The 16,939-nt window shown below is 61.3% G+C and carries 15 protein-coding genes; 10 read left to right on the top strand and 5 right to left on the bottom strand.

Annotation, left to right across the window (positions count from 1 at the left end; all coding sequences use genetic code 11):
- Positions 1-108 precede the first annotated feature (108 nt).
- From DEJ54_RS16845 to DEJ54_RS16820, 6 genes are all read left to right on the top strand, one after another.
- Positions 109-372 carry a hypothetical protein gene (locus DEJ54_RS16845; protein ID WP_162742385.1) on the top strand — a complete coding sequence of 88 codons (264 nt, stop codon included), beginning with the start codon at positions 109-111 and terminating at the stop codon, positions 370-372.
- Positions 373-593: 221 nt separating this feature from the next.
- On the top strand, positions 594-2,027 hold the full coding sequence (locus DEJ54_RS16840) for a UbiA family prenyltransferase (protein WP_113155571.1): 1,434 nt from the start codon (positions 594-596) through the stop codon (positions 2,025-2,027).
- A gap of 3 nt (positions 2,028-2,030) precedes the next feature.
- Complete coding sequence (locus DEJ54_RS16835; RefSeq protein ID WP_113155570.1) at positions 2,031-3,380, top strand: FAD-binding oxidoreductase; 1,350 nt, start codon at positions 2,031-2,033, stop codon at positions 3,378-3,380.
- Between the two features lie 111 nt (positions 3,381-3,491).
- Complete coding sequence (locus DEJ54_RS16830) at positions 3,492-3,929, top strand: EamA family transporter (protein WP_090326855.1); 438 nt, start codon at positions 3,492-3,494, stop codon at positions 3,927-3,929.
- Positions 3,926-4,933, top strand: coding sequence for an NAD(P)-dependent oxidoreductase (locus tag DEJ54_RS16825; RefSeq protein WP_113155569.1), 1,008 nt, complete (start codon positions 3,926-3,928; stop codon positions 4,931-4,933). Before DEJ54_RS16830 ends, DEJ54_RS16825 begins: the two co-directional genes overlap by 4 nt.
- A 56-nt stretch (positions 4,934-4,989) precedes the next feature.
- The gene (locus DEJ54_RS16820; protein WP_224873469.1) at positions 4,990-6,417 is read left to right on the top strand and encodes an aspartate aminotransferase family protein; all 1,428 of its coding nucleotides are present in this window, start codon (positions 4,990-4,992) and stop codon (positions 6,415-6,417) included.
- Between the two features lie 440 nt (positions 6,418-6,857).
- Here the strand turns inward: DEJ54_RS16820 and DEJ54_RS16815 are convergent, their stop codons facing one another.
- Positions 6,858-8,585, bottom strand: a complete 1,728-nt coding sequence (locus DEJ54_RS16815; protein ID WP_113155567.1) for a hypothetical protein — start codon at positions 8,583-8,585, stop codon at positions 6,858-6,860.
- A 238-nt stretch (positions 8,586-8,823) separates the two neighbouring features.
- Here DEJ54_RS16815 and DEJ54_RS16810 point away from each other — a divergent pair, with 238 nt between their 5' ends.
- Together DEJ54_RS16810 and DEJ54_RS16805 are read left to right on the top strand one after the other, a co-directional pair.
- Positions 8,824-11,343 carry an FAD-dependent oxidoreductase gene (locus tag DEJ54_RS16810; protein ID WP_113155566.1) on the top strand — a complete coding sequence of 840 codons (2,520 nt, stop codon included), beginning with the start codon at positions 8,824-8,826 and terminating at the stop codon, positions 11,341-11,343.
- Between the two features lie 225 nt (positions 11,344-11,568).
- Positions 11,569-12,411 (top strand): DUF1194 domain-containing protein, encoded by an 843-nt coding sequence (locus tag DEJ54_RS16805; protein ID WP_113155565.1) that lies wholly within the window; start codon positions 11,569-11,571, stop codon positions 12,409-12,411.
- A 6-nt stretch (positions 12,412-12,417) separates the two neighbouring features.
- On the opposite strand, the gene DEJ54_RS16800 is transcribed toward DEJ54_RS16805, so the two are convergent.
- From DEJ54_RS16800 to DEJ54_RS16790, 4 genes are all read right to left on the bottom strand, one after another.
- The gene (locus DEJ54_RS16800; protein ID WP_113155564.1) at positions 12,418-12,903 is read right to left on the bottom strand and encodes an SRPBCC family protein; all 486 of its coding nucleotides are present in this window, start codon (positions 12,901-12,903) and stop codon (positions 12,418-12,420) included.
- A 77-nt stretch (positions 12,904-12,980) separates the two neighbouring features.
- Positions 12,981-13,979 carry a GlxA family transcriptional regulator gene (locus tag DEJ54_RS16795; protein ID WP_113155563.1) on the bottom strand — a complete coding sequence of 333 codons (999 nt, stop codon included), beginning with the start codon at positions 13,977-13,979 and terminating at the stop codon, positions 12,981-12,983.
- Positions 13,980-14,206: 227 nt separating this feature from the next.
- Positions 14,207-14,347, bottom strand: coding sequence for a hypothetical protein (locus tag DEJ54_RS23415; protein WP_204360826.1), 141 nt, complete (start codon positions 14,345-14,347; stop codon positions 14,207-14,209).
- A gap of 455 nt (positions 14,348-14,802) precedes the next feature.
- Positions 14,803-14,985, bottom strand: coding sequence for a hypothetical protein (locus tag DEJ54_RS16790; protein ID WP_113155562.1), 183 nt, complete (start codon positions 14,983-14,985; stop codon positions 14,803-14,805).
- A gap of 128 nt (positions 14,986-15,113) precedes the next feature.
- Here DEJ54_RS16790 and DEJ54_RS16785 point away from each other — a divergent pair, with 128 nt between their 5' ends.
- Positions 15,114-16,013 carry a LysR substrate-binding domain-containing protein gene (locus DEJ54_RS16785; protein WP_113156360.1) on the top strand — a complete coding sequence of 300 codons (900 nt, stop codon included), beginning with the start codon at positions 15,114-15,116 and terminating at the stop codon, positions 16,011-16,013.
- A 20-nt stretch (positions 16,014-16,033) separates the two neighbouring features.
- Entirely contained in the window at positions 16,034-16,939 is a 906-nt protein-coding gene (ligD, locus tag DEJ54_RS16780; RefSeq protein ID WP_113155561.1) for a non-homologous end-joining DNA ligase, read from the top strand.

The following is a 16,939-nucleotide window of genomic DNA, read 5'->3' as shown; positions in this document are numbered from 1 at the left end:
TGAATGTGGCGTTCAGTTGCCGTTCACGTTGGAAGCTATATAACCGAACACAAGAACGCAGCTGGAAGGCTCTGACATTCAAGGGGCAGAGACACACTGATGAAGACAATGAAGAAATTCGTTTATGCAGCCGCAGCGCTGCTCGTCACCGGTGGCGCGGCTTTCGCGGCGAGCGCCGTCAATCTCGACAGTGAGGCCCACACGCTTGTCGTGACCGAGGGCGGCTCCCAGACGGAGCTGGTTGTCGGCGCGGGCGAAACCATCGAGTTTTGCGCTGCCGGGTGCTTCGTGACCATGCCGAATGGCGACCGCGAGGTTCTGAGCGGTTCGGAGACCATCGAGATTTCCGGCGGCAAGGGCCGCGTGCGCTAGGGCCAGGACCCAAGAATAGATCTCGAAATCTGTTCCCTGTTTCATGGGAAAGCAAAGAAAGGCTGCGCCATTGCGCGGCCTTTTGTTTGTTTTGTTATGAGCCTGTTAAGCCTGAACGGCATTTTCCATCGCTTGACGTGCCCCTGCGTTAGCAAGTTCAGAATTCAGAAGTTCCTTTCACGTAAGGCCGTCTCCAGTACGGGTTTTGTCTGGGGGCTTTTATGGACGCGCGATCTGAACGCAATGCGGTGCCGCTGGCCGTCGATCTCGACGGCACACTGATTGCGACCGATCTTTTATGGGAGAGTCTTTTTCTTCTCCTGCGTCGCAAGCCCCTGTGCGTCTTTCTTCTGCCGTTCTGGCTTCTGGGAGGGAAGGCGCGGCTGAAATGCGAAATCGCCTCGCGCGTCGAACTTGATGCAGGCGGTCTTCCGTATCGGCAGGATCTTCTCGCCCGGCTTCGCGAAGACAGGGCCGCTGGCCGCCACATCGTTCTTGCCACGGCTTCGCCCAAGAAGTTCGCCGATGCGATTGCCGAGCATCTGGGCGTTTTCGATGAGGTGATCTCCACCGAGCCCGGACGCAACATGGCCTCTGGCATGAAGCGCGATGCGCTGGTTGCGGCATTTGGCGATGGCGGCTTCGATTATGCCGGCAACAGCCGCGCCGATGTCGCTGTCTTTGATGCCGCGCGCAATGGCATTGTGGTCGCGCCGGATCGCGCCGCAGCGCGCTGGCAGGCGGCAAATGACGCCGAGCTTCTGGAAGCGCCCAGACCGACCATCAAGACCTATGTGAAGATGCTCAGGGTGCACCAATGGCTGAAGAACAGCCTGATTTTCGTGCCGCTCATCCTGAGCCATGAATATCTGAACATGCCCCTGCTGACGCTGTGCGTTCTGGCCTTCATCTCGTTCAGCACCGCCGCATCGGCCATCTACATCCTGAACGACTTCTTCGACCTCGGTCTGGACAGGCGTCATCCCACCAAGCGCAACAGGCCCTTTGCGAGCGGCATGCTCTCGATTCCGTTCGGGTTTGCGGCGATGATCGGTCTTCTGGCGATCAGCGGTTTCACGGCGCTGTTCCTGCCGCCGCTCTTCGGCATTGTGCTTGTCGGCTATCTGATCGCCACCACCGCTTATTCCCTGTCGCTCAAGCGAATGCTTCTGATCGATGTGCTGACCCTTGCCGGTCTCTACACGATGCGCATTCTTGCCGGCAGCGCGGCCACGACCATCGGCGTTTCCTTCTGGCTTCTGGCGTTCTCGGTCTTCTTCTTCCTCTCGCTGGCGCTGGTGAAGCGCTATGTGGAGCTGCGCTCAACCGTTCTGCCCGCAGGCGAGCGGATTGCCGGGCGTGGCTATCGCACCGAGGATCAGGAAGTGATCGCCCAGGCAGGCATGGCCTCGGCCTTCTCCTCCGCCATGGTTCTGGCGCTCTACATCGAGAGCAGCGCCGTACGTGAGCTCTACGAGATGCCCTGGCTGATCTGGCCGCTTTGCCCGATCGTGCTCTACATCACCATTCGCATGTGGATCCTGGCGCGGCGCGACGAGATGCATGACGATCCCATCGTCTTCATCATTGGCGACTGGCGCAGCCAGCTTTTCGGTCTGCTCGGCGCGGTCCTCCTCTTCACGGCGGGACTCTGAGGCATGGCCGATTACTCCGCTTTCGGGCTGGTGCGCCGTCGAGCACCTGTGGCGATTGGCGCTGAAGACGCCATTGAGCGCCTGCGCGCGGGCAGGGGGCTTCCGTCCTCCGTTCTGCCCTATGGCAATGGCCGCTCCTATGGCGATACCTGTCTGAACGATGCCGGCGCGCTGATCGACATGCGCCCCATGAACCGCATCGTCGCTTTCGATGAACAGAGCGGGCTTTTGACGGCGCAGGCCGGTCTCATGCTCTCCGATGTCATCACCCATGTGGGGCCGAAGGGCTGGTTTCCGGCGGTCGTTCCGGGCACCCGGTTCGTCACGCTGGGCGGGGCCATCGCCAATGACGTGCACGGCAAAAACCACCACCGGCGCGGCACGTTTGGCTGCCACGTGGTGTCCTTCACGCTTCTGCGGTCCGATGGCGGGGTCCGCCGTTGCAGCGCCGATGAGAATGCAGAGCTTTTCCGCGCCACCATCGGCGGCATGGGGCTGACGGGCCTGATCCTCGACGCCACCATCCGCCTGATGAAGGTCGCCTCCGTCGACGTGAACGAATGCGTGCGCGGCTTCTCCGGTCTGGATGAATATTTCGATCTGGCCGAAGACGCAGACGCCCGGAACGAATATGCCGTTGCCTGGCTCGACCAGCTTGCGTCGGGTGCAAAGGCGGGCAGGGGCTTCCTGCTCACCGCCAATCACGCCGAAGATGGCGCGGTGTTTCGCGCCGCGTCCCCGCGCCGTCTCACCGTTCCCTTCCGGCCGCCGCTCAATCTTCTGAACCGCTGGTCGCTGACCCTGTTCAACCGGGCCTTCGCCTGGAGCAAGGCGCGCGCCGAAGGCGTTCGGCGCTCCTCTTACGAAAGCTATTTCTTTCCGCTCGACGCCGTGCGCCACTGGAACCGGCTCTATGGCCCGCGCGGTCTCCTGCAACATCAAAGCGTGGTGCCGTTCGGGGCTGCACGCGAAACCATCCCGGCAATGCTGGCGGCTGCGCGCGAGGCCGGTCAGGCGTCGTTCCTCACCGTTTTGAAGCGGTTTGGCGATGTCGCCTCGCCGGGCATGCTTTCCTTTCCGCGGCCGGGCTACACGCTGACGCTCGATTTCTCCAATGCGGGCGCCGCCACAGATGCGCTTTTCGAGCGGCTCGACCGGATGACGGTCGAGGCGGGCGGCGCGGTCAATCCCTACAAGGATGCGCGCATGGGGCCTGCACTTTTCGAAGCCTCGTTCCCGCACTGGCGCGATCTGGAGGCGCTGCGCGACCCGGCCTTCCTTTCCGATTTCTGGCGGCGCACGGCGCAGAAGCTGCCGGCCAGCGAGGCGGGAGGCCGGCATGCCGCCGAATGATTTCTTTCAACCCGGCCAGACACCGGAAACTCACGCAAAAGATGCAATTTATATCCAGCGCTTCACGCTTTGTTTGCAAGAAGGCGCTATGACAGGGACGGGCGGGACAAGATGAAATACATACCCTTCATACTCTTCACGGTGATGACCAACGCGGCTGCGCAGCTCATGCTGAAACACGGCATGATGACGCTGGGCGATCTGAGCTTTGCGGGTGCGAACCCGATCCTGAAGATTCTTCAGATCGTCTTCAGCCCGTGGATTTTTGCCGGCCTGTGCGTCTTCGTCATCTCCATGGCGTCGCATCTCTACGTGCTTTCCAAGGTCGAGCTGTCCTTCGCCTATCCGTTTCTGAGCCTTGCCTATGTGGCGGTGGCGGTGTTCGCCTACTTCCTCTTCAAGGAAGACCTGAACGCCTACCGCATCGCCGGCATCGCGCTGATCTGCGTCGGCACCGTGCTGATCGCGCAGAGCGGCCGCGAAATGCCTGAAGAACAGGCGGCGCTCGCAAAAGACAAACTTCAGTCCGAAAGGTCGATGATCCAATGAGACATATCATTTTTGGCGGTGACGGCTTCGTCGGCCGGCACCTGGCCCCCAAGCTCGTGGCCGATGGCGAAGAGGTCATCGTTGCCGACATCGTGAAGAGCGACCTGCCGCACTACCGCCAGGTGGAGTTCGTCCATTGCGACGTGACCGATCCGGCCGCCATCGAGGCGCTGGGCATGAAGGCCGACGACATGGTCTACAACCTGTCGGCCAAGATGCTGTCGCCGATCCAGGTGCGCGCCAAGCGGCACGACTTCTTCTACCCGGTGAACTATCACGGCACCGTCAACATCATCGAGGCGATGGACAAGGCGGGGGCAAAAAACCTCGTCCACTTCACCACCGACATGATCTACGGCCACACCGTCACCTATCCGATGACGGAGGATCATCCCGTTTCGCCGCTTGGCGAATACGGCCAGTCCAAGCTCGACACGGAAGTGCTGGCAGCCGAGTGGCGCAAGCGGGGCATGAACATTTCGCTGTTCCGCCCGCGTCTCATCATCGGGCCGGGACGTCTGGGCATTCTCGAAAAGCTGTTCAAGCTGATCGACATGAACCTGCCGGTGCCGATGATTGGCGCAGGCAAAAACCCCTATCAGTTCATCTCCGTGTTCGACTGCGCGGAAGCCGCGCGTCTTGCGTGGAAGGCCGGCGTGCCGAACGAGGCCTACAATCTCGGCTCGATCAATCCGCCGCCGGTGCGCAAGCTGCTGGGCGATCTGGTGAAGCATGCGGGCTCGAAATCCCTGCTTCTGCCCACGCCGGGCTGGGCCGTGAAGCGCACGCTCGACATGCTCGACTGGATGAACATGCCGCTCATGGACCCGGAGCAGTATCTGATCGCCGACGAGATGTGCGTGCTCGACGTCTCCAAGGGCGAGCGCGACCTGAACTGGGTGCCGCAATACAATGACGGCGACATGTTGATCGCCGCCTATGACGAATATCGCGCCAAGAAATCTGGCCAGGCCGTTGGCGCCAGCCAGGTTCCGGCCGAATAGGGGAGGTCGCCATGACCGTCGTGACAAAGACCGATACAAAAGGGGCAAGGCCCGTGATGGACGCACCTGACCTTGCACCCAGGGCAATCGTGAAGCCCGATCTTCTCACCGTGGAAGACGCCAAGGCTCTGAGCGTCGAGCGGATGACCGATCTGTTCAAGGCGCATCTGAACCCCGGCCAGCTTCACTTCATGAAGCTTCTGGGCTTCCACAAGATCAAGATCGAGAGTGCGGAGGGGATGTACTACATCGACCAGAACGGCCGAAAAATCCTCGATTTCTTCGGCGGTTTCGGGTCGCTGGCCTTCGGCCACAACCATCCGCGCATTCTCGAAGCCCGCAAAAAATTCCAGGACGAGAAGCGCCACGAGATCGCCATCGCCTTCATGTCGCAGTATTCGACGGCGCTGGCTGCCAATCTCGCAGCCTGTTCGCCGGGCGACCTCGACATGGTGTTCCTCGGTTCCTCGGGTTCCGAGGCCATGGAATCGGCCGTGAAGCTTGCCGAGCGCGCCGCCGGTCCCAAGCGTCCGAAGGTCGTCTATGCGGAGAACTCCTTCCACGGCAAGACCAAGGGCGTTCTCACCATCACCGATGGCAATCTCTACCGCGCCGAGTTCCGCCTGACGGACAACACGGTGCGCGTGCCCTTTGGCGATATCGACGCCATCGAACACGCCTTCCGCACCGATCCCGAGATTGGCGCAATCGTGCTTGAAACCGTTCAGGGCGGGGGCGGCATCAACGAGGCCCCGCGCGAATTCTGGCAGAAGCTGCGCCAGCTCTGCGATCAGTACGGCGTCATCTGGGTGGCGGATGAGGTTCAGTGCGGCTACGGGCGCACCGGCCGTTTCTATGCCTTTGAGCATTACGACGTGGTGCCGGACATCACCGCGCTCGCCAAGTCGCTGGGTGCGGGCAAGGCCGCCATGGCCGCGATGATCGCCAAGCGCGACATCTACATGAAGGCCTATGGCTCTCCGAAAAATGCGATGATCCACGCCATGGCCACCTTTGGCGGCATTGGCGAGGCCTGCGCCACGGCCATCGAGGGCACCAATGTGCTTTATGACGAAGCGCTGATGGAGAACGCCGAAAGCACCGGCGCCTATCTGGTCGAGCGTCTCAACGCCCTGAAGGACAAATATCCGCGCATCATCAAGGACATTCGCGGCCGTGGCTGCATGGTCGGGCTCGAGTTCCACGATTTCTCGCAGACCCTGCCGGCGGTTCTGCGCCCGGTGGTCGGCGTTTTGGACGAGAAGCTCAAGGGCTCGCTGTCGGGCTTCGTGGGCGCGCTTCTCCTGCGCGATTACGATGTGCTGGTCGCCTTCACCGAATACAACCGCAATGTCATCCGTCTCCTGCCGCCGCTCATCATGCAGAAGGAGCACGTGGACAAGCTGGTGGATTCGCTCGACGCGCTGCTTGGGCGCGGTGTCGTTTCCATCGTGAAGGATTTCGTCAAAAGCCAGGTGAAGTAAGGTCCGGCTTCTGACAGGGTGATTCAGGGCAGCCTCTCAAGGCTCTGAAAAATTTAGGAAACAGCGCCTCTCGCGCGACAACTGGCCGGGCTTGTCCCGGCCTTCTTTTTGTCTGCCCCTGTCTTTTTTTTTGACTGCAATGGCGCTGGCCCCTCATCCGCCTGCCGGCACCTTCTCCCCGCCTGCGGGGAGAAGGACGATGGCCGCAACGCTGATGAAAGCCTCCTTCTCCCCGTCCACGGGGAGAAGGTGCCGGCAGGCGGATGAGGGGCGTGCACCGGCGCTCAAACCCGGCAGTGAGACGTTGCAGAAGTGCGGCGGTTGGGACGGCAGCGCTTGGCACTGAACAACAGCAACGCCTCCTTCTCCCCGCGAGCGGGGAGAAGGTGCCGGCAGGCGGATGAGGGGCCTGCGCCCAGTTTTGAAGAAAACTGCCGGGCCTATTCGATCCGGTCCGCCATAAGCGGGCTCAGATAGGCGTCGAAACACTCATTGAGCGTGATCTGCTCATGGTCCTTAATGGCGGGCGCGTAGAGCGCCAGAAGGTCTGCATTTGCGGTCGTCAGCGGGCAGGTGGGGTGCAGAATGAGATCGGCCTCGCGCACCGCCTTCAGCGCCTCGGCGTCGGGCGGCGGCACGGTGCGGGTCGGGTCCGCGCCGATGGAGACGTGCCGCGGCGCTTCCCTGTCCATCAGCCAGGGGAAGGGGTTCACGAAATTGAGGTTCATGACCGTGTCGAAGGTAACGCCCTGTTCCGCCTCCAGTTCGCGGATCGCGGTGATGGCCTCGTCGATGGCCATCAGATGCGCGATCTGGAAATCGAATTCCGAGTAGAACACATAGGAGGGCAGTTCCTGAATGCGGATGAAGTCCGCATAGGTCTCGCGATGCTTCGCGTAAAAGCCCATCATCTTCTCCGCCCGTGCGAGGATTTCCGGACGCATGTTGAGGCGGCCAAGCGTCTTCAGGTTTTCGCTTGGCATCGTCACGTTCTTGATCGCGCCGACATAGGTACGTGCGGCCCGCTCTGTGGTGTTCACCAGCGGCGGAAGTGCTGCAGCGGCGGCAAGCAGGCCGGCGGCGATGAAGGCGCTGCGCGGTGCATCGCTCTGCCAGAGCCGCATCAGGACCGGCAGAAGCACCGGCCAAATGAAGATCAGCGCCTGGCTGCCGGTGTTCTGCGTCTCGAAGAAGATGCCAGCAAAAAGCACGACCATGATCCAGAAAGCGTCATGATCGAGGAAGCCGGCAATGGCCTGAAGGCGCGGCTTGCCGCGCAGGGTTTCTGTGAGTGTCGTGCGGTCCCGGTAGAGCAGGAACAGCGCCAGAAGCCCCGCCGGCACCACGATGCCGAATGTGTGCGATGCCGCTTGCAGGAAGCGGGGCAGGAGGCTGCCCTCGTTCATCACCACGAGCGCCAGAATATCGTTGATATAGGCGAGGGTGATGCCGTTCCACAGTTGCAGAACGCCCAGAATGGCGAAGAAGATCAGCGCCGAGGCGATGGCCGTGCGCAGCTGCACGCGCCCTGCCGCAAAGGCGAAGGCGCACAGAATGCCGCCTGAGGCAAAGCCGGTGATCTTGGTCAGGAACAGCGCCGTCATGCCTGCCACGATGGAGATGAGCAGCAGGCGCTGGTCGCGCAGATAAACCAGCGCCACCGTCAGCACATAGAGAAGCTGACAGATCTGCCGGTTGTAGACGGCGAACCCGTCCGAACCCGGGAACGGATAGAACTCGCGTGTGTTGAAGGGCAGAACGGCAAAGGCGAGGAAGGGCAGGAGCAGCGCCAGAGAGACACCGCGTGACGTCCTGTCGACCTGCCACAGCGCCAGCGCCATCAGCGGCGCCGTCACAACGAAGAGCGACCAGTGCACCAGAAGCAGCGGCTGGGCGTTCGAGAAGAGTTTCACGCCGCCGGCGAACAGATAATAGCCGAGCGGTCCCACAGGCGCGAAGAAATCGGTTGCCGGAACCTGCCCGGAAAAGATCCGGTTGGCCGCATCGAAATAGATGAAGAGATCCCAGTACATCGGCCCGATGGGCACGTTGAGCGGCAGCATCAAAACGACTGCCATGGCGATGGCCGTCATGCCGAGGATGGCGATCGGACTTGTCAGGCGCATGCGCCGTCCTGCCGCCGTGCCGTGTTCTACTGCCGTTGCCATGTCGTGCCCCCGGGGTGCCTTCTGCCTGTCGTCGCGTCGTTTCTACAGAAGAGGCGATCAGAAGAAGTTAATCTGGCAGTCTGATTGGCGCTTTTGCTTAATGGCGCGCGCCGTTTCGGCAATGTCGCATTCAGGCAAAGAGGCAAAGACTTTGGCGGACTAGGATCGTTTCGGATCATGGGTGTCATCCAGCCTGCCTGCGCGGTTGGCCGGAATGCGATCGAGGGAGTGAGAGACCATGAAGACGAAGGCGCGGGCGGTTGTCATCGGCGGTGGGGTGGTGGGCGTGTCCACGCTCTATCATCTTGCCAAAAAGGGCTGGTCGGACGTCGTTCTGGTCGAGCGCAAGGAACTCACTTCCGGCTCCACCTGGCATGCCGCCGGCCTGCTGCCGCTGTTCAACATGAGCTACTCGGTCGGCCAGATTCACAAATACTCGGTGAAATTCTATCAGGAGCTTCAGGAGGAGACCGGCATGAATGTCGGTTTCACCCAATGCTCCAACATTCGTCTGGCGCGCACGAAGGATCGCTGGGACGAGTACATGTACTATGCCGGCATTGCCGAAACCATCGGCATTCCGGTCAACATCCTGACGCCCGAACAGGTGAAGGAGATCTGGCCGCTTTGCGAGACCGACGGGCTCCTTGGCGCGATCCAGCATCCCGACGATGGCTATATCCAGCCTGCCGATCTGACGCAGGCGCTCGCCAAGGGCGCGCGGGATCTCGGCGCAACCATCTATCGCAACACCGCCGTCACGGCGATTGCGCAGGGCGATGACGGGGCATGGACGGTCACCACCGACAAGGGCGAGATTGCCTGCGAGCACGTTATCTCCTGCACCGGCAATTTTGCCCGCAGGACCGGGGCCATGGTCGGGCTCGACGTGCCGGTGATCCCGGTCGAGCACCAATACATCGTCACCGAACCGCATCCGGCCATTGTCGCGCGCAAGAAGGAAGGCCTGCCGGAAATGGGCGTCCTGCGCGAGAGCGATTCCTCCTGGTACATGCGTGAGGAGAATGGCGGCCTCCTGCTTGGGCCTTACGAGGTCGGCGCGCCCTGCTGCTATGTGGATGGCCCGACCGACGACAGCGAATACGAGCTGTTTCAGGAAGATCTGGAACGTCTCATGCCCTATGTGGAGACGGCGATCGAGCGTGTTCCGGCCTTCGGCGAGGTGGGTATCAAGAAGATCTACAATGGCGCCATCGCCTATACGCCCGACGGCTCTCCCATCATCGGCCCCGCGCCGGGGCTCAAGAATTTCTGGCTGAATGAGGGCCATTCCTTCGGCGTCACGGCGGCTGGCGGCGCAGGCTGGCAGCTTGCCGAATGGATTGTTGAGGGAGAACCCTCCATCGACATGATGGGCGTCGACCCGCGCCGTTTCGGTCCCTACGCCACCGAGGGCTATCTGCGCGAGAAAAACGAGGAGGCCTATGCCAATGTCTTCACCGTTCACTATCCCGACGAGGAGCGTTCGGCGGCGCGTCCGCTCAAGACCTCGCCGAGCTATGACCGGATGAAGGCGCTGGGAGCCGTGTTCGGTTCCGTCTATGGCTGGGAGCGGCCCAACTGGTTCGCGCCCGAGGGCTATGAAGTCCCCGAAAACGACCTTGGCGTCGGTGCGGATGTGCTTCTCAAACACAATCATGCGCCGGCGCTTGAAGATGGCCGCGTGGTGGAGAAATGGTCCTTCCGCCGCTCCAACTATTTCGAGCATGTCGGCAGTGAAGTGAAAAACGTGCACGAGAATGTCGGCCTGCTCGACATGTCGGCCTTCGCCAAGATCGAGGTTTCGGGATCGGGCGCAAGGGCCTGGCTCGACAGTATTTTTGCCAACCGTATTCCAAAGAAGCGTGGCCGTGTGGCGCTCTGCCATCTCTTGACGAAGAATGGCGGCGTGCGGTCCGAGTTCACCGTTTATGAGTGGAAGCCCGGCCGTTTCTATCTGGTCTCCGCCGGCGCTTACGAGGCGCATGACCACGACGTGCTGTTCAAGCTTCTGCCTGACGATGGCTCGGTCCTCCTGCAACCGATCACGCAGCAATATGGCGTCTTCGTTCTTGCCGGCCCGAAAAGCCGTGATGTTCTGGCAAAGCTCACCCGCACCGGGCTTTCCAATGCGGACTTCCCGTGGCTGTCGGGAAAGCCGGTCTCCATTGGCCGGGCGAGCGCCCATGCGCTGCGCGTGAATTTCGTCGGCGAGCTGGGCTGGGAGCTGCACCATCCCATCGAGCAGCAGAACCTTATCTTCGATCTCATCATGGAGGCCGGTGCAGCGTTTGGCATTCGCCCCTTTGGCATCCGCGCCATGACTTCCATGGCCATCGAGAAGAGTTATCGCCTGATCCCGCGCGAACTCTCCATCGAATACACGGCGTGGGAAAGCGGGCTCGACCGTTTCGTGCACCCGGACAAGGGCGATTTCATTGGCCGTGAGGCTCTGCTCAAGCAGCGCGATGAGGGGCTTGGCTGGAACTATGTCACGCTGGAAATCGGCGGCGTGCGCGATGCCGATGCGCGCGGCAATGAGGCGATCTACAGGGCCGGTGAACTGGTGGGGCGCGCCACCCATGGCGGCTATGGCTGGCGCGTCGGCAAGAGCCTGGCGCTCGCCATGGTGCGCCCGGAACATGCGGCCGACGGCACGGAACTGGAGATCAGGATACTTGGTGATCTGCATCCGGCCCGGGTGATTGGCGAAAGCCCGTTCGACCCGGAGAATGCCGCACTGCGAACCGATGGTTGAATAAATCTGGAAGAAAGCGCGTCATCAGCGCGCTTCTTTTTACGCAGCGATCAGGAGCATTGGATGGAAAAGTGGAATCCGGTTTTCGGTTACACGGATGCTCCTTCAATGATGTAGATCATTCTTTGTGCGTCCAAATGGACGCACGGCGATCCAGCCGAGTTGTTAGGCGACTACGTCCAATTGCCTGATTTTTGATGCCCTGTGCATGGTTTAAACTGGGGCATGTCCATTTCGTCAAAGCCCCGGCGCTTCACGGATGGCGGTTTTCTGGCCGCTCTCCTGGCGCTCTCTTGTGCTCTTCTTGCGGGCAACCGGCCCGCAGATGCGCAGGAGGCTGTCGATGTCCAGCTCGTCCTCGCCGTGGATGTCTCCCTTTCCATGTCGGCGGGCGAGCTGGAGATCCAGCGGCGCGGCTATGCCGAGGCCATGACCCATGAAGACGTCATCAAGGCCATTTTGAGCGGCCTGCACGGCAAGATCGCGGTCACCTATTTCGAATGGGCGGGCAACTACTCGCAGCGGGTTGTCGTGCCCTGGACCCGCATCGCTTCCGTCGAAGACGCGGCCGGCTTCGCTGCCCGTCTCTCGTCCAATCCGCCCGGCAGCGCGCGGCGCACCTCGATTTCAGGTGCGCTCGATTTCGCCGGCGATCTTCTGGCCGAAAGCGGTTTTCGCAGCCTGCGGCGCGTGGTCGACATTTCCGGCGACGGCCCCAACAATCAGGGCGGCCCGGTCGTTCCGGCCCGCGACCGGCTGGTGGCGCTCGGCATAACCATCAATGGCCTGCCGCTCATGACCAATGGCGGGCTCACCACCCGTTTCGATGTCGAGGATCTGGACACCTATTACCGCGAATGCGTGATTGGCGGGCCGGGTGCTTTTGTGGTGCCGGTCAATGAATGGGCGCAGTTTCCCGAGGCGATCCGGCGAAAGCTGGTTCTGGAGCTGGCCGGCGCGCCCGGCGAGCGCCCACCGGTGATCCGCGCCCGCTATCACGACATCTATGATTGCCTGATCGGCGAAAAGATGTGGCAGGACCGCTCCTGGATGTGGACCGATCCGTGAGTCGTTTCAGAGTCTTGCGGCGACCTCTTCCAGCTGTTCTGCACATTGGCCCCAGCCTTCGTGAAACCCCATCTTCTCATGCGCTGCGACGTCTTCGGCAGACCAGTGGAGGGCGCGGGCAATGTAGCGGGTCTTTCCTTCGCCCGCATCTTCAAGCGTCAGGATCATGGTCATGAAGGGTTTGGCCGCAGGCGTCCACGCATCGGTGTAGGCGTCGGTGGTCACGATCTTCTCGTTCTCCACCACCTCAAGAAAGACGCCGGGATTGGGATATTCGTTTCCCTCCGGATCGCGCATCACGATCAGCGATTTGCCACCCGGACGCACATCGAGCTCGGCCCTGGCAATGGTCCATGGTTTCGGCACGAACCATTGTTTCAGGATTTCCGGATCGGTCCAGGCGCGGAAAATCTTTTCGCGCGGCGCTGCGATGATGCGCGCCAGCACCAGTTCATGTTCGGTTTCGGGCTTTACGTCGATTGTCTCGGTCATCGCTGTGTCTCCTGCTTCTGATGTTCGAGAAACGAATGAGAGCGGCCCGATCCGACACGCCCGGCGGATTTTTTCGCTCAGGCGACCAGAAGCTGCTTTCGGTCGGCGCGCTCCTGTTGCGGCGAGCGCGCGTAGAGTTCGCGGTAGCATTTGGAGAAATGCGATGCCGAGACGAAGCCGCAGGCGACCGCCACCTCCACCACCGGCAGGGAAGACTGGATGAGGAGATGCCGCGCGCGGTCGAGCCGGATTTCGAGATAATAGCGCGCCGGGGAGCGTCCCATCTCCTGCCGGAAAAGCCGCTCGATCTGGCGGCGGGAAAGCCCGACAGTCTCCGCCACCTGCACCAGCGAAAGCGGCTCGGAGAGATTGGCCTCCATCAGTTCGATAATGGTCAGAACCTTCGAGTTCTGAACGCCGAGCCGGGCTCTCAGCGGCAGGCGCTGGCGATCCGAAGGACTGCGCACCCGGTCGGTGAGTAACTGCTCGCAGACACGGTTGATCAGGTTTTCGTCAAAATCCTCCCCGATCAGTTTGAGCATCATGTCCATGGCGGCGGTGCCGCCGGCGCAGGTGTAGATGTTCGCTTCGGTTTCGAACAGATCCGCATAGACATTGGCGCGCGGGAACTTTTCTGCAAAGCCCGGCAGGTTCTCCCAATGGATCGCGCAGCGCCTGTCGGTCAGAAGGCCGGCGCTGGCGAGCACATGGGCGGCCGTGCAAAGCCCGCCCAGGGTCACACCGCGATTGTATTCCTCGCGCAGCCAGGCAAACACGGTCTTGTCGCTGTAATCCTCGACATTGAGGCCGCTGCACACGATCACCATCGAGGGGCGTTCATGGCCGGTCATCATACGCCGTTCATCGGCCAATGATGAGCTGACGGCCACTTCAACACCGTTCGATGCGCGCACCGGCAGGCCATCGGCACTCGCCAGCCGCCATTGATAGGCCGCGTAGCCCGCCATGCGGTTGGCGGCGCGCAACGGCTCAAGCGCCGCGGCAAACGCCATCATGGTGAAGTCGGGGATCAGAAAGAAAACAATGGACCGCTTGCAGCTATGCTCTTCCGCCATATTGCCTCCCGATCACGCATGATGCTCTCTCCTCATCATGCTGCTGTCGTCAAAGCGTCATCAGGAAAAGGGTTTTCTGTCAATGCGGCAGGCGCGGGCAGTCCCAGCTTTATGTACGCCCAACCCAACTGTTTCGTGGCGAATTCTTAAACGGTAGAACGAAAAAGCCACCGTTCCGCGTGTCGGACGGTGGCTCTGAAACGGATGGGGTAACTGGGCCGGGGAACTCAGTTCACCAGAAATCCGAAACGCGTGCCGGCCAGCGCGCCGGTTTCGCCGGGCATGGTCCTGCCAAGCCGCTGGCGTGCGAAAACCGTGTTCGGATTGGAAACCCGCCTGCGGCGGAAAATGCGTGCGAAAAGCTTCATCCTGCGCTCCATGGAAACAGCAATATCGAAAGACAGTCGGCTCTCACCGGGCGCCTTCCATGCGTGATGGAATGGGGTCGCTCGTTCGATGGCGGGAAACTAACCGCTGCGCGGGCGCTGTTGCATGGGAAATGCGAAGCGCTCCGCCGGGAAAACGACATTTCCGGCGAAATCGTCGTGTTCTCAGCGCCACCGGAGACAAAAAAGACCCCGGTGGTTTGGCCGGGGTCTTTCAATGCAGGGATGGTCTGGCTGCGGGTGCAACTAAGCGCGTGGCGGATTTGGCCATCTCAGTCCGCGTGTCTGGTCGACGACGCGTTCTTCTTCTCCGTTGGACGGAGGCCGTATTTTGCATGATGCGTCATTGCGTCGAATTCAATCGCGAAATCACGCACCGCTTTGAGGGCTTTTCCCAGCGATATCATTGAACGCACTCCTGTTTGATGCCCCGTTGTTCAGAACCGCGAGATGCCGCGGTTGTCCTGACCATCCGATTGAAGGCCCGTATAGTGGCTGGGCCAGCCGATATCCTTGCGGATCTCTGCCGGCAATGTGCCGATCAGACGCTCCGTGCGGCGGCGGTTGAGGGCTGTGCGGTAGTGACGGACAAAATGATTGACGCGTGTGAAAACAGACATCGTCTTCTCCTTTGGTTGGCTTTCGCCTCTCGTCGTTGCCTGACGCTGTTGACTATGCCGCAAGGTTGATGTTCAATCAAACACAATCGAATGATGCTTTCGTTCAAAGTTATTGAATGGAGAACGCCATGAACGCTCCCGTCAATCATCCCGTTCCCTTATTGGAACTGGACGTTCTGCGAACCTTCGTCGCGATTGCGGAAACGGGCAGTTTCACTGCGGCGTCCAACGCCGTCTTCCGCACGCCATCGGCGGTTTCCATGCAGATCAAGAAGCTTGAGGACATGCTCGGGCGCTCGGTCTTCGTGCGTGACGCGCGTTCGGTATCGCTCACCTCTGACGGCGAGTTATTATTAAGCTACGCCAGAAGGCTCCTGGCGTTAAACCGTGAAGCCGTCTCGAAATTCGTCATGCCCGACATCAGCGGCATCGTACGATTAGGATCGCCGGACGATTACGGCGAGCGCATCCTGCCAAACGTCCTGAAGCGTTTTGCAGAAACCCATCCTGCCATTGCCGTTGACGTGGTCATCGACCAGAGCTTCAATCTGCGCAAGCGCATGGCCAACCGGCAACTTGATCTCACCCTTCTCACATGCACGGACGACTCCGCTGAAAACGGGGTGCAGATCGTCTACACCGAGCCCATCGTCTGGGCCGGCGCAAAGGGCGGAAGCGCCCATCTGCGCGAGCCTTTGCCGCTCTCCATCTGGGAAGAGGGCTGCGCCTGGCGCGCCGGCGCGCTGAAGGCCATGGAAAAAGACGGCCGCGATTATCGCATCGCCTATATGAGCGCCCATACGGCGGGCCAGCGCGCCGCCATCCTTTCCGATCTCGCCATCGCGCCGCTTCCCAAATCCTTCCTGCACGGAGATCTGGTGGAACTGGGCGTCAAGGACGGGCTGCCGAAACTTGGCAACTATCACATCGGCATGGTCGTCGCGCCCGACGCTTCCGCGCCGGTAAAGGCCGCAGCCGACCACATCCGCTCCACCTTCGATGCCTTCGTGGAGGACAATCGGGCCTGAACACGGGGAGGCCATATACGATGCGTTCGGATGATCGGCCGCAGCTTGCCGGCATTGCGCTCTCCAGCCCCGACAAGGCGCTGTTTGGCGAGGCCGGCGTCAGCAAGCTGGATCTGGCGCGCCATTATGAGCGTGTCGCAGGACGCATGCTCCCGCATGTTGAAAAGCGCCTCGTCAGCCTCGTGCGCTGCCCGGACGGGCAGGGCAGTCCCTGCTTCTTCCAGCGCCATGGCGGCAAGGGCTTTCCCGAAGCGGTCGGGCGCATGGAGATTACCGAAAAGAGCGGTGAGCGCGACCACTATCTCCACATTGACGATCTCGCCGGAATCATCGCCGCCGTGCAGATGAGCACGCTGGAGTTCCATATCTGGGGATCGCGCATCGACCGTCTCGACGCGCCGGACCGGCTGGTTTTCGATCTCGATCCGGATGAAGAACTGGATTTCGCTGCCGTTCGCAGCGCCGCCTTCGCCGTGCGCACGCGGCTTTCTGATCTCGGCCTTGAAAGTCAGCCGCTCCTGACCGGCGGCAAGGGTATTCACGTGGTCGCGCCGCTGGAGCGCCGGCGCGAATGGCCCGATGGGAAGCGTTTTGCACGTGGCTTCGCGCGCAAACTGTCGAAGGACGAGCCGGATCGCTTTCTGGCGGAAGCCTCCAAAGAGAAACGGACAGGGCGGGTCTTTGTCGACTGGCTGCGCAATGAGCGCGCCGCAACCGCCATCGCCCCCTATTCGACACGGGCAAGGCCCGGCGCGCCGGTGGCGACGCCCGTTTCATGGGCGGAACTGAAAAGCATCGAAGCCGCAAACGCCTTCACGCTTGCCGACATGGCAGAACGTCTCTCCGGGCCTGATCCCTGGGCTGAAAGCGCCCGCTGGCGTCAGTCCATCACTGCGGACATGCTCCGGGCGGTCGATCCCGGCTGA

This window comes from Nitratireductor sp. OM-1 (assembly GCF_003296175.1).
Taxonomy (GTDB): domain Bacteria; phylum Pseudomonadota; class Alphaproteobacteria; order Rhizobiales; family Rhizobiaceae; genus Nitratireductor; species Nitratireductor aquimarinus.
This window is presented reverse-complemented; position numbering and strand designations above follow the sequence as displayed.